A 13103-nucleotide genomic window follows, 5' to 3' on the forward strand; every position below is an offset into this window, starting at 1 on the left:
GCACGGAATCGGCGATCGCTTCCGATATCGGTGCAACGCAGCAATTCATCCAATGCATCTCAGGGTGCAATGGAACCATGGTCGCGCCAGCACGATTTCGGAATATTGGAAGATTAACCCTGACTTGCCCGACGTGTCAAGCCGCCTTCTCGAACGCTGTCAGTAGCTCGTGATCTGTCGCCTGTTTGTAGCTCGTGAAGTGTCGTGTTTTTGGTGCCCCGGGACAAAGGGGGCACGATGGGCACGGCATCCATTCACGAGGGGGTACGACGGATGCGGTTTTCAGATTTGCTGGAACGGACGGAGGCGAGGGAACTGACGCAGGAGGGCGCTGCGGAGCTCCTCGGGGTCAGTGTTCGGACCTTCCAACGCTGGGCGGAGCGTTATGAGGCGGAGGGCGATGACGGGCTGGTCGACCGACGCATGGGACGGCGATCGCCACGGCGGGCGCCGGAGGCAGAGCTGGAGCGGATGCTGGGACTGTTCCGCGACAAATACGCGGACTTCACGGTGAAGCACTTCCACGAGCAGCTGCAAAAGCGGCATGACTATGTGCTGGGCTATACGGTGACCAAGCTCGCCCTGCAGGCGGCGGGCCTGGTACGGAAGGCGCCGAAGCGTTCGGCGCACCGTAAGAAGCGCCCACGCCGGCCGCTGCCGGGGATGCTGCTGCACCAGGATGGGTCGCGCCACGTCTGGATCGAGGGTCTGCCGGCGATGGACCTGATCGTGACGATGGACGATGCGACCAGCGAGGTCTACTCGATGCTGCTGGTCGAGGAAGAAGGCACGGCCTCGACGTTCCTGGCCCTGGGCGAGGTGATTGGCGAGCGTGGCTTGTTCTGTGCGCTCTACACCGATCGCGGCAGCCATTATTTCCTTACCCCGAAGGCTGGCGAGAAGGTCTCGAAGACGCAACAAACCCAGGTGGGACGGGCTTTGTCGCATCTTGGGATCGAGCATATCGCAGCCTATTCGCCGCAGGCGCGGGGGCGCTCCGAGCGGCTGTTTGGCACGCTGCAGGACCGCCTGCCAAAGGAGCTGCGGCTCGCCGGGATCAAGACGGTCGAAGCCGCCAATGCGTGGTTGAAGGCGCATTACATCGCCGAACACAACGCCGCATTTGCGATCAAGGCCGAACAGCAAAGCACCGCCTTCGTTGCCGACCGCCACGAGGCCTGGCGCGAGGCGCTGTGCGTGATCGAGGAGCGAACCGTCGCCAACGACAATACCGTCGCATGGAAAGGTCGCCGGCTGCAGTTGCCGGAGAGCCGGCTGAGGCCTCACTTCGTCAGGGCCCTGGTGCGGGTGCATGAGTATCCCGATGGCACCGTCAGCGTGTTCCTCGGCCCGCATCGATTGGCGAGGTTTAGCGCCAACGGACAGCAGATCAGCCCCGACGCATCTCAGCCTGGCAGCGTGCTCGGAGCCGTCAAGGACAAGCCCTGGCGGGCGCGCAAGCGCGCGTCCTTGACCGCTCCTGCGCGCGCCGCCGTCGAGACAACGCGGGTCGGGACGGAGAAACGGGCTTCAAATCGAACAAAGAAACCCGCCCGCAGGGCTGACCAGACCGCTCCATCCATGGCATGACAAACCCGGCGCTCCCGTCCACGCCTTCCGGGGGCGCCCAAAACTCCAAAACGAAGGCGACAGATCACGAGCTACAAAAACACGACATCTTCACCCGCTATGGACAGCCGCCTTCTCGAACGCCGGCCGCCGCCGCCGGCTACTTTGCATGGGGTTGTTTTTCGGCATTTGTTCAGCGCCCCCTGCGGGAGGGTATCGCAACTCAGCTGACCTCGAACGCGTGCTCGGCGAGGTGCTTCAAATTGGCGTGCCAGTGCTCGGCGATCGCAAGCCGCGTCGGCACCCAGACATGCTCGTGCTTGCCGATGTAGTCGAGAAACCGCATCAAGGCGGCGGCGCGGCCGGGACGGCCGACGACGCGGCAATGCAGCCCGACCGACATCATCCTGGGCTGCGTCGCGCCCTCGGCGTAGAGCACGTCAAAACTGTCCTTCAGATAGGTGTAGAACTCGTCGCCGCCGCCAAAGCCCTGCTGGTTGATGAAGCGCATGTCGTTGGCATCGAGCGTGTAGGGGATTACGAGATGCGGCTCGGTTCCCGGGGCCTTGATCCAGTACGGCAGGTCGTCGGCATAGGAATCGCAGAGATAGCGCAGGCCGCCCGCTTCCATCAAAAGCCGCAGCGTGTTGATCGAGGAGCGGCCGGTGTACCAGCCGAGCGGCCGTGCGCCGGTCGCCTCGGTGTGCACGGCGATGGCGCGCGCGATCTCGTCGCGCTCCTCGACCTCAGTCATGTCCTTGTGCTCGACCCAGCGCAAGCTGTGGCTGGCGATGTCCCAGCCCGCCTCCAGCATCGCCGCGACGGCATCCGGATTGCGCTTCAGCGCCATCGCGACGCCGAACACGGTCGCCGGCAGCTTGCGCTCGCTAAAGATCCGCCACAGCCGCCAGAAGCCGGCGCGCGAGCCATATTCGAACATCGATTCGATATTGGCGTGGCGCTTGCCGATCCAGGGCTTTGCGCCGAGCACGTCGGACAGAAAGGCTTCCGAGGCGGCATCGCCGTGCAGGATGTTGTTCTCGCCGCCCTCCTCGAAATTGACCACGAACTGCACCGCGACCCGCGCCGCATCCGGCCATTTCGGGTCGGGCGGGTTGCGGCCGTAGCCGCGAAGATCGCGCGGGTAGCGGGGCTCCGTCACATCAAACTTCCTCGAAGCGGATCTTTTGCGCGCCCTTCCACAGCACCGTTTTGCCGAACGTGGTGAGGTTCTCGAGACCCGAGGTCAGCGTGATAAAGTGGTTGCCGGCGAGCTGGCCCATCTTGCTGGCAAAATGCACGCCGCCATAGGCGAGCAGGATCTCGGTCTCGCTGATGCCGCCGGGATAGAGGATGATCTGGCCGGGCGCCGGATAGCTGGTGTGGTTCTCGTAGGAGACGCCGAAATCGAGATCGCCGAGCGGCATCCAGACGCCCTCGCCGCTCCAGCGCACATGGATCGCCTGGCTCTCGAACGGCATCGCCTTGCGGAACGCAGCGACCGTCTTCGGCGCCAGCTGCTCCTCGAAACGGGCGTCAAAGGTGAAGTCGCCGGCGTGGACAATCAGTTTGCTCATCGATCTCTCGTGGGTGCGCTTTGGAGGAAATGACGCCCCAGCATTGCCGCCGGGCGGCGCCGGACGCAAGGCCGTTTCCGGCAATTTGGGCCGCTTTTCGTCTCCCTGCGTCTTCGCAACGCAGATGTGAGCGCCGTCGCGTTGCGCCCCGCCGTCCCGTTTGCCAACCTGACACCGGGCGACAAATCAGGAGATCGCGATGACGACAGACAGCCTGCACGGACATGTGGCCCTCGTGACCGGAGGCTCGCGCGGCATCGGTGCCGCAATCGTCAAGATGCTGGCCGAGGCCGGCGCCGCGGTCGCGATCAACTATCGCGAGCGCGCTACCGAGGCGGAGACGCTGGCCAAGGGCATCGTTGCGGCCGGTGGCCGGGCCGTCGCGATCGCCGCCGATGTCTCCGAGGCCGCCGCCGTCACGGAACTGGTCGAGCGCGCCAGGAACGAGCTCGGCCCGCTCGACATTCTGGTCAACAATGCCGGCATCGCCATCGTGCGCGGCGTCGACGATCTCACCGAGGAGGATTTTGACCGCACCATCACGGTCAACCTCAAATCGGCCTTCCTGTGCACGCAGGCCGTGCTGCCGATGATGCGTACAAGGAAATGGGGCCGCATCGTCAATATCTCCTCCGGCGCCGCGCGGGGCGGCGGCGCGATCGGGCCGCACTACAACGCATCGAAAGCGGGCATGGAGGGATTGACCCGCGGCTATGCGGCGCGCCTCGTCAAGGAGGGCATCACCGTGAATGCAGTGGCGCCCTCGCTGATCGAGACCGACATGATGAAGGGCCAGAGCGGGCTGGTCGGCCGGATTCCGATGGGCCGCTTCGGCACTGCCGAGGAGGTCGCGCAGGCCGTGATGCTGCTGGTCAACAATCCCTACATGACCGGGCAGACCATTGCGATGAGCGGCGGCATGGCGTTCAACTAGCCCTCCAGTCTTGACCGCACGGTCGCTTTGCCTTAACGGCTTGCCGCATGAACCGCTCGATCCTCATCGCCAATTTCTGGTGGCTCGCCGACTGACCGGCGGGCCGAAACGCGTTCATGCATTTTCGGGGCCGCCGCATGGGGCGGCCTTTTTCATGTCAGCAACCCGCATGCGGTGTCCCCGTTCAACCGAAACGGAGACACCTATGGCAAAACCCATCATTCTCACCGGCGACCGCCCCACCGGGCCGCTGCATCTCGGCCACTATGCCGGCTCGCTCAGAAGCCGGCTTGCATTCCAGGACACCCATCAGCAATTTCTGCTGCTGGCCGACATGCAGGCGCTCACCGACAATGCCCATGACACCGGCAAGGTCCGCAACAACGTCGTCGAGGTTGCGCTGGATTACCTTGCCGTCGGCATCGATCCCGAACGCAGCTCGATCTGTCTGCAATCGCAGCTTCCCGCGCTTGCGGAATTGTCGATGCTGTACCTCAACCTCGTCACCGTGGCGCGGCTCGAACGCAATCCCACCATCAAGGACGAGATCCGTGCGCGCGGCTTTGGGCGCGACATTCCGGCGGGTTTTCTGTGTTATCCGGTGGCGCAGGCGGCTGACATCACCGCGTTTCGCGCCACCGTCGTGCCGGTCGGCGAGGACCAGGCGCCGCTGATCGAGCAGACCAACGAGATTGTCCGGCGCGTCAATGCGCTGGCCGGCCACGCGCTGCTGCCGGAAGCACAGGCGATCATTCCGCGCGCGGGACGGCTGCCCGGCGTCGACGGGCGCGCCAAGATGAGCAAATCCGCCGGCAATGCGATTGCGCTCTCGGCTTCATCAGATGACATCACCGCCGCCGTGCGCGCGATGTTCACCGATCCCGACCACCTGCGCGTCGCCGATCCCGGCAAGGTCGAGGGTAATGTCGTCTTCACCTATCTCGACGCGTTCGACGACGATCACGCTGCCGTCGCGGACTTGAAGGCACGCTATCGGCGCGGCGGCCTCGGGGATTCCACCGTGAAGCGGCGGCTGGAGGATATCCTGCAGGCGCTGATCGCGCCGATCCGCGCGCGCCGCGCCGAACTCGCGCGCAATCGCGATCATGTCATTGACGTCATCAGGCGCGGAACCCTGAGGGCGCGGGAGATCACGGAGCGCACCAGGGATGAGGTCATGCAGGGGCTCGGCCTGTTCCGGCTCTGACGCACTTGTCATCAAGCCATGGGGGAACTGGGCTTGCCTTGGCGCCGTTATCTCTCGGGCGAAAACTGAATCTGGAGTTCGTCGTGATCGAACCGAAAGCGCTTCTCGAGCGCGCCGCGCAACTGGCCGATCAGGCCAAGGGTGAAGAGGACGACGCCATCCGCGAACGGCTGCTGCGCATGGCCGACCATTACCGCGATCTCGCCGCGCATGAGGCCTGGGCCAGCGAGAATCCGCCGTCGGTCTCGGCGCTCACGAGCGCGCTCGGCACGCGCGCGCATTGAGCTGAGGTTCAGCTCACGCGGATGCGATAGCTCAGCGAACGGCGCGCGCCCGGCGCGATATGCATCAATCCGGGCTTTTCGACGAACTCGCCGTCGAATGCCGCGGGGCTGGCAAAACCGTGCCACGGCTCGATGCACAGGAACGGGGCGCCGCCGGGCTTCGACCAGATGCCGAGCTCGCGAAAGCCGCTCCAGGACATCTCGATCGCAGGGCCTCGCGTAGCCGCAAAGCGGACCGATGGGCTCGCGACCTGATCGAGGATCACCGCATCGTCATCGAACAGCCGCTCCGACAACGCGAGTGTCCTGCCTTCGACCAGACTTGGTTCTGCCTGCGGCCGCACCAGCCCGTCCTTCAGCCGCCGGACCGGCGCAGGTTCTTCGTTTGCGAAGGTCAGCGTGTAGGCCTCCTTCGGCAATCCCGCACGCAGCGGCCAGTTGAAGGCGGGGTGACCGCCGAGTGACGCGGGCAGCATCTCGTCACCCGTGTTGATGACATCGAAGGCGACCTCGAGCGCGGCGCCGGCAACGGCGTAGGTGACCTCGAGTTTGAACGCGAAAGGATAGCGCGCCCTGGTCTCGGCATCGTCGGTCAGCGCCAGCTTGCAGGCGCGCGCTCCCTGCTCCAGCCAGGCGAAGCGGCGGTCGCGGGCAAAGCCGTGCTGCGTCATCGGATAGGTCTTGCCGCGGTGGTGCAGCACATCGCCCTTCAGCCGGCCGACGATCGGAAACAGCACGGGCGCGTGGCGCGGCCATTGCGCACCCGCCTGCCAGAGCAGTTCGACGTCTTCGGCGTTCCTGAGTGACGACAGTTCGGCGCCTTGCGCCAAAATGGTCGCGGCGATCCCCTCGCCGCGCAGCGTGTGACTGTCGCTCATTGCCTCACCTCGCCGGAACGCGCTCTGCCGGGCAGCAGATGTTGGATCATCGCGCCGGCGTCAACCCCGGCCGATCCGCAACTCCTGCGAGCGAGCACCGGCATCGACCGCAGAACTTTCTCCAATAGGCGATTTTTGTTGCGACATTTTGATCGCGCACCCCATCAATGCGGCGTCCAGGGGTAGAAACCCCTTGATCGAGATCGATCAAACGGGAATTCTTTCCGCCCGGGACGCCGCGTGTTGCGTTGCGGCACCGACCGGGATCAGAGAGAGTGATGACGTTAGCGGCAAGTCCGGCCAAGGAGCGCGCTGTCCGCCCGAAACGGCCACGCCAACTCAGCCAGGCGATGCGTTGCGAAACTGCGTTTCGTTTGATCCTGTCAGAATGCCTCGAGGAAGTGGCGATCAACCACGCGGCAGTCCTTGCCGGCGATCCCAACGCGCTCCACCACACCCGCATCGCGCTGACGCGGCTGAAGGCGGCGATCGCGTTCTACGGACCGATGGTGGCGGACGGTGAATGGACGCGGCTGAAGGCCGAGCTGAAATGGCTGAGCGCCTTTCTCGGCGCGACGCGCGACCTCGACGTCGCGATCGAGAACAGCAAGGGCTCGCCGGAAGAGCGGATGTTCCGGACGGCGCGGACCGAGGCGTTCGAAGCCCTCAAGGGCACGCTGCAGAGCGAGCGCTACCAGCAATGGTTCGACGGCATGTGGGACTGGGTCGGCAGCGGACCGTGGACCACGACCCAGGATCGCCGCGCCGCGCAGCGGCGGGCCGTGCCGGTGTCGGTGTTTCATGCCCGCCGGCTGGCACGGTGGCATCAAAAGCTCTGTCAGAAGAGCCGCGGGCTGCAGGGCATGGGCAGAAACAAGCGCCACCGGGTGCGGATCACCAGCAAGCGGCTGCGCTATGCAATCGAGTTCTCCGAGGGCGGTTTGCCTGCCGACGAATACGCCTCGTGGCGCATCGTCCTGAAGCATCTGCGCAAGGGGCAGCAGCTCCTCGGCGAGCTGAACGATGACGAGGTGCGCCGCGAACTGTTCGAGAGCGCCGACGCGCGCGAATTGCAGAAGCGCAAGCGCAAGGCGAAGCGCCGCAAGGAGCACGAGCGGAAGCGCAGGAGCCACCTGCTGCGCCGCGCCGCGTCGGTCTATCGGAAGGTCGCCGGATGATTGCCGCGCCGCGGCGTCCAGCGCGCGAATATGATGTATAAAACATCATATATCCCACTTGCAGCATCATTAGTTGGCGTGCATAAATGAAAATCGAATTCACGCCAGCCTCAATCGACGACCCGATCGATGATCACTGCGGCGCAGCTTCGGGCTGCCAGAGCCTTGCTCGGTATCGACCAGCGGCAGCTCGCCGAGCTGTCGGACCTCTCGGTACCGACCATCCAGCGCATGGAGGCGAGCGAAGGCACCATTCGCGGCAACGTTGACTCGCTCGTCAAACTGATCGACGCGCTCGGCGCGGCCGGTGTCGAGGTCATCAACGAGGGGGCCGTCAGCAGCGGCGGAGGCCGCGGCGTGCGGCTCAAGGCCGGATCCAGCTCGCCGAAGGTGCGGACGTGACGTCGGCGGTCGCCCAGCAGTTATGGTGTGTAGCCACGCTGCTGGGAACGACCGTTCTGGCGATTGCAACAAGCCGGTCGCGCAGATCGACGGCGATTGTCTATGGCGCAACGCTGGCGATTTCACTGATCGCGCTGTCGCGGTGCCTGCCCGTGCTTGTGGCGGGCGGCAACGCGACAGAACTGGTGCTGCCGGTCGGTCTGCCCTGGCTCGGGGCGCATTTTCGCCTCGACGCGCTCGCCGCTTTCTTTCTTGCGGTGGTCAATCTCGGCGGCGCGGCAGCCAGCCTTTACGGCCTCGGCTACGGCAGCCACGAAACCGCACCGCATCGCGTGCTTCCCTTCTTTCCGGCATTCCTCGCCGGGATGAACCTCGTCGTGCTTGCGGACGATGCGTTCACCTTTCTGCTGTGCTGGGAATTCATGTCGCTGGCATCGTGGGCGCTGGTCATGGCGCACCACCGCGAAGCGGACAATGCGCGGGCGGGATACGTCTATCTCGTGATGGCAAGCTTCGGGACGCTGGCCTTGCTGCTGGCCTTTGGCCTGCTGTCGGGGGCCGGAGGCGGCTACGGGTTTGCCACCATGCGCGCCGCCCAGCATTCGCCGTCCGAAGCTGGGCTGGTGCTCGCGCTGATGCTGCTCGGCGCCGGATCGAAGGCCGGGCTGGCGCCGTTGCATGTCTGGCTGCCGCTCGCCCACCCCGCGGCGCCGAGCCACGTCTCGGCGCTGATGAGCGGTGTGATGACGAAGGTCGCGATCTACGGCTTCATCCGCGTCGTGTTCGATCTGCTCGGACCGCCCAACTGGTCGTCGGCCGTCGTCGTGCTCGTCCTCGGCAGCGCCACCGCGGTGCTGGGAATCCTCAGCGCGCTGATGGAGAAGGACCTCAAGCGTCTCCTCGCCTATTCCACCATCGAGAACATCGGGGTGATCTTCGCCAGCCTCGGCCTCGCGCTCGCCTTTCAGGCGAACGGCCTCGGCCTCGCCGCTGCCCTCGCCTTCACGGCGGCGCTCTTCCACATCCTCAACCACTCGTTCTTCAAGAGCCTGCTGTTCTTTGGCGCCGGCGCCGTGCTGTCGTCGACCGGCCAACGCAACATCGAGACGCTCGGCGGCCTGATCCACCGCATGCCGCTCACGAGCTTTGCCTTTCTCGTCGGCTGCGTCGCAATCTCGGCGCTTCCCCCGTTTAACGGTTTTGCGTCCGAATGGCTGGTCTTTCAGGCCATCCTGCAGAGCCCCGACCTGCCGCAATGGGGCCTCAAGGTCATGGTGCCGGCGGTCGGCGCGTCATTGGCGCTGGCCGCGGCGCTGGCGGCGGCGTGTTTCGTCAAGGCCTTCGGCATCACCTTCCTCGGCCGCGCGCGGAGCCCGGTCGCGGAGGCCGCCGGCGAGGTCGATCGTTGCTCGCTCGCCGCGATGTTCGCCCTGGCGGTGCTGTGTTTCCTGGCCGGAATTCTGCCGGGACTCGTGATCGACGTCCTCTCGCCGGTCGCCCAGGCCCTGCTCGGTCATCGCATGCCGGTCCAGGCAAGCGACCCCTGGCTTTCGATCGTTCCGATCGAGGAGAGCCGCAGCTCCTACAATGGGCTGCTCGTCTTCGTCTTCATCACGGCAACGGCCTCGCTTGCGGTTTACTTCATCCATCGCTTTGCGTCGCACGCGATCCGGCGGGGGCCGGCCTGGGGTTGCGGCTTCACCGACCCCACGCCGGCGGCGCAGTATTCTGGCGTCAGTTTCGTCCAGCCGATCCGCCGGGTTTTCGGAACGCTGGTGTTTCAGGCCCGCGAGCATGTCGAGATGCCGCCGCCCGGCGACCTCCGGCCTGCCCGCCTCAAGGTCGAGATGCATGATCCGGTGTGGGAGGGGCTGTACGCACCGGTGAGCGGGGCGGTGTGGTTTCTTGCCGATCGACTGAACCAGCTCCAGTTCCTGACCATCCGCCGCTATCTCAGTCTGGTCTTTGCCACGCTCGTCACGTTGCTGCTGGTGCTCGCGATATGGTCGTGATCTCGGACATCCTTGTGCAGTTGGTGCAGATGACGCTGGTGCTGCTGCTCGCGCCGCTGTTCACCGGCTTCGTTCGCAAGATCAAGGCCCGCCTGTTGCGCCGCAAGGGAGCGTCCGTCTTCCAGCCTTACCGGGACCTGCTGCGGTTGCTGCGCAAGGAGGTCGTGCTCGCCGAGAACGCGTCGTGGCTGTTCCGCGTCACGCCCTACATCACGTTCGCCGCGATCTGGGTCGCAGCAGCGCTGGTCCCGACGTTTGCGACCGGCCTGCAGTTCAGCTGGAGCGCCGATCTGATCGCGATCGTCGCCCTGCTCGGGAGCGCGCGCTTCTTCCTCGCGCTCGCCGGCATGGATGTCGGCACCAGCTTCGGCGGCATCGGCTCCAGCCGCGAGGTGATGATCGCCGCCCTGGCGGAGCCCGCCATGCTGCTGATGGTGTTCTGCGTCGCACTTATTGCCGGCTCGACCCAGCTCTCGACCGTCGCCACCTTCATGGCGTCGTCCGAAGTCGGACTGCGCATCTCGCTCGGCATGGCGATGATTGCGCTGATCATGGTGGCGCTCGCGGAAAATGCGCGCATTCCGGTCGACAATCCGGCGACGCATCTGGAGCTGACCATGGTGCACGAGGCGATGATCCTCGAATATTCCGGACGCCATCTGGCGATGATCGAGTTCGGCGCCTTTCTCAAGCTGCTCTTCTACGTCTCGCTGATCATCTGCGTGTTCTTTCCTTGGCAGATCACCATCGTCGGCGCGGGCCCCGCATCCTACCTGGCCGGCGCCGGCGCCTACATTTTCAAGCTCGCGGTCGCCAGCCTGCTGCTTGCCGCGTTCGAGACCGCGACGGCGAAGATGCGGGTGTTTCGTGTCCCCGAATTTCTCGGCGCGGCGCTCATGCTCGGCCTGCTCGGGACGCTGCTTCGGTTCGTGTCGCGGAGCTTCTGATGCCTAATCTCGCCTTCGACATCGCCCATCTGCTCGCCGGCAGCCTGGTCCTGGTCAGCTTCATGATGCTGTATCAAGACCGGCTTTACGCGCTGCTCAACGTGTTCGCGCTGCACGCGGTGGTGCTGGCCTGCTCGGTCGCCTGGCAGGCATACATCCAGAATGCGCCGCACCTCTATGTGACGGCGGTCATCGCGCTGGTGTTCAAGGCGGTCATCATCCCGGTGGCGCTGCACCGGATCATCAAGCAGCTCGGCATCCATCGCGACATCGAGACCGCGGTCGGCATCGGCCTTACCATGCTGGCGGGAATGGGATTGGTCGCCCTTTCCATGGTGCTGATGCTGCGGGTGACCGGCACCGCCGATCCGCTGGCGAGGGAAGATCTGGCGTTCGCGCTGTCGGTCGTGCTGCTCGGGCTGCTGGTCATGGTGACGCGGCGCAACGCCGTCAGCCAGGTCGTAGGCTTCATGTCGCTGGAGAACGGACTGGTGCTGGCGGCGACGGGCGCCAAGGGCATGCCGCTGGTCGTGGAGATCAGCGTGGCCTTCTCGATCCTGATCGCGTTCATCGTCATCGGCGTGTTCCTGTTCCGCATTCGGGAAAGGTTCGACACCGTCGACGTCGGCGCTCTTGACGAATTCAGGGGGGAGCGACGATGACTGCCGCGTCGGATGCCGCGGCCTGGGTTCTGCTGATACCGATCGGCGCCGCGGCGGTGCTTGCGGCGCTGCCCGGCTACCGGCTGACCGCGGGGCTCAACATCCTCGCGAGCCTCAGCACGTTTCTGGCCGCGCTGTCGCTGTTCGTCCTCGAGCGCCCGCAACCCGGGCACTACCTGCTGGTCGACGACCTCAACATCGTCTTCATCGTGCTCAACACCTTCGTGGGCTTCACCACCAGCGTTTTCAGCGCGAGCTATATTGCCCACGAGATCGAAACCGGGCGACTGACGCCCGGTTACCTGCGCTTCTACCATGCCATGTACCAGATCATGATGTTCGGCATGAACCTCGCGTTCGTGTCGAACAATATCGGCCTGATGTGGGTCGCGGTGGAGATCGCGACCCTCACCACCGTCCTGATGGTCGGCATCTACCGAACCCACGCCGCGCTCGAGGCCGCCTGGAAATATTTCATCCTGGGCAGCGTCGGCATCGCGCTCGCGCTGTTCGGCACCATCCTCGTCTACATGGCGGCACGGCCCGTCGTCGGCGAGGGCCAGGACGCGATGGTCTGGACGCTGCTGATCAACCAGGCGGCGACGTTCGACCCCGCGCTGCTCAACCTCGCCTTCATCTTCCTGCTGCTCGGATACGGCACCAAGGTCGGCCTCGCGCCGCTGCATGCCTGGCTTCCGGACGCGCATGCGGAGGGCCCCACTCCGATCTCCGCCGTGCTCTCCGGCCTGCTGCTGAACGTCGCGCTTTACGCGGTGCTTCGCTTCAAGATCCTGCTCGCCGCCAACCCTTACGCGATCTCGCCGGGCCCATTGATGGTGACGATGGGACTGACCTCGCTGCTGTTCGCCGCCTTCATGCTTTACCGGCGCCGCGACATCAAACGGCTGTTTGCCTATTCCTCGATCGAGCACATGGGCATCATCGTGTTTGCGTTCGGAATGGGCGGCCCGCTCGCCAACTTCGCGGGGCTGCTTCACATGGTGATGCACAGTCTGACCAAGTCGGGAATCTTCTATGCGGTTGGGCACATCGCCCAGGTGAAGGGCACGCAGCGGATTGCCGACATCCGGGGCTTGACCGAAACGCATCCCGTGCTCGGCTGGGGCCTCGTGGTCGGCGTTGTCGCGATCGCCGGCCTGCCGCCGCTCGGCATCTTCATGACCGAGTTCCTGATCGTCAGTTCCACCTTCGCGCGCCAGCCGCTGCTCGCCATTCCGCTCGTTCTTGGTCTTCTGCTCGCCTTTGGCGCCTTGATGCTGCGCCTCACCGGCCTTGCCTTTGGTGAACCGGAGGGCAACGCCAAACCCGCCGAAGCGTCCTACGTGCCGATGTTCGCGCATTTCGCGCTGGTTCTGACTGCAGGCGTGTACCTTCCGGGACCGCTGGTCGTCTGGTTCCAGCATGTCGCCAGCCTTCTGGGTTAACGCGAGGG

Annotated in this window: 13 protein-coding genes; 10 read left to right on the plus strand and 3 right to left on the minus strand. The window is 65.0% G+C overall.

Going from position 1 to position 13103, the window contains the following annotated elements; genetic code table 11:
- The first annotated feature begins 273 nt into the window (after nt 1-273).
- On the plus strand, nt 274-1590 hold the full coding sequence (locus tag CI41S_RS41405) for an ISNCY family transposase (RefSeq protein WP_172628393.1): 1317 nt from the start codon (nt 274-276) through the stop codon (nt 1588-1590).
- Between the two features lie 202 nt (nt 1591-1792).
- Here the strand turns inward: CI41S_RS41405 and puuE are convergent, their stop codons facing one another.
- Entirely contained in the window at nt 1793-2731 is a 939-nt protein-coding gene (puuE, locus tag CI41S_RS41410) for an allantoinase PuuE (protein ID WP_139864695.1), read from the minus strand.
- A 1-nt stretch (nt 2732) separates the two neighbouring features.
- Complete coding sequence (locus CI41S_RS41415) at nt 2733-3146, minus strand: DUF3830 family protein (RefSeq protein ID WP_139481700.1); 414 nt, start codon at nt 3144-3146, stop codon at nt 2733-2735.
- Between the two features lie 199 nt (nt 3147-3345).
- Between CI41S_RS41415 and CI41S_RS41420 the strand changes: the two genes are divergently transcribed.
- The 3 genes from CI41S_RS41420 to CI41S_RS41430 all read left to right on the plus strand — a co-directional run bounded on the left by CI41S_RS41420 (nt 3346) and on the right by CI41S_RS41430 (nt 5571).
- Entirely contained in the window at nt 3346-4080 is a 735-nt protein-coding gene (locus CI41S_RS41420) for an SDR family NAD(P)-dependent oxidoreductase (RefSeq protein WP_139481701.1), read from the plus strand.
- Nucleotides 4081-4285: 205 nt separating this feature from the next.
- Nucleotides 4286-5287: a tryptophan--tRNA ligase gene (gene trpS, locus CI41S_RS41425; protein ID WP_139864696.1), complete on the plus strand. Its 1002-nt coding sequence runs from the start codon at nt 4286-4288 to the stop codon at nt 5285-5287.
- A gap of 83 nt (nt 5288-5370) precedes the next feature.
- Nucleotides 5371-5571: a hypothetical protein gene (locus CI41S_RS41430; RefSeq protein WP_139864697.1), complete on the plus strand. Its 201-nt coding sequence runs from the start codon at nt 5371-5373 to the stop codon at nt 5569-5571.
- Nucleotides 5572-5579: 8 nt separating this feature from the next.
- Here CI41S_RS41430 and CI41S_RS41435 read toward each other — a convergent pair whose 3' ends face one another.
- Entirely contained in the window at nt 5580-6449 is an 870-nt protein-coding gene (locus CI41S_RS41435) for an aldose 1-epimerase family protein (protein WP_139864698.1), read from the minus strand.
- A gap of 374 nt (nt 6450-6823) precedes the next feature.
- Here CI41S_RS41435 and CI41S_RS41440 point away from each other — a divergent pair, with 374 nt between their 5' ends.
- The 6 genes from CI41S_RS41440 (at nt 6824) to CI41S_RS41465 (ending at nt 13095) form a co-directional block, all read left to right on the plus strand.
- Nucleotides 6824-7627 carry a CHAD domain-containing protein gene (locus CI41S_RS41440; protein WP_244626852.1) on the plus strand — a complete coding sequence of 268 codons (804 nt, stop codon included), beginning with the start codon at nt 6824-6826 and terminating at the stop codon, nt 7625-7627.
- Between the two features lie 129 nt (nt 7628-7756).
- Nucleotides 7757-8029, plus strand: a complete 273-nt coding sequence (locus CI41S_RS41445) for a helix-turn-helix domain-containing protein (RefSeq protein ID WP_139486206.1) — start codon at nt 7757-7759, stop codon at nt 8027-8029.
- Nucleotides 8026-10041 (plus strand): hydrogenase 4 subunit B, encoded by a 2016-nt coding sequence (hyfB, locus tag CI41S_RS41450; RefSeq protein WP_139864699.1) that lies wholly within the window; start codon nt 8026-8028, stop codon nt 10039-10041. Before CI41S_RS41445 ends, hyfB begins: the two co-directional genes overlap by 4 nt.
- A complete protein-coding gene (locus tag CI41S_RS41455; RefSeq protein ID WP_139486204.1) occupies nt 10032-10988 on the plus strand; it encodes a respiratory chain complex I subunit 1 family protein in 957 nt (318 codons plus the stop codon). The genes hyfB and CI41S_RS41455 overlap by 10 nt, the downstream gene beginning before the upstream one ends.
- Entirely contained in the window at nt 10988-11650 is a 663-nt protein-coding gene (locus CI41S_RS41460; RefSeq protein WP_139486203.1) for a hydrogenase-4 component E, read from the plus strand. Before CI41S_RS41455 ends, CI41S_RS41460 begins: the two co-directional genes overlap by 1 nt.
- Nucleotides 11647-13095, plus strand: coding sequence for a hydrogenase 4 subunit F (locus tag CI41S_RS41465; protein ID WP_139486202.1), 1449 nt, complete (start codon nt 11647-11649; stop codon nt 13093-13095). The genes CI41S_RS41460 and CI41S_RS41465 overlap by 4 nt, the downstream gene beginning before the upstream one ends.
- Nucleotides 13096-13103 lie beyond the last annotated feature (8 nt).

Source organism: Bradyrhizobium ivorense (assembly GCF_900696085.1).
Lineage (GTDB): Bacteria > Pseudomonadota > Alphaproteobacteria > Rhizobiales > Xanthobacteraceae > Bradyrhizobium > Bradyrhizobium ivorense.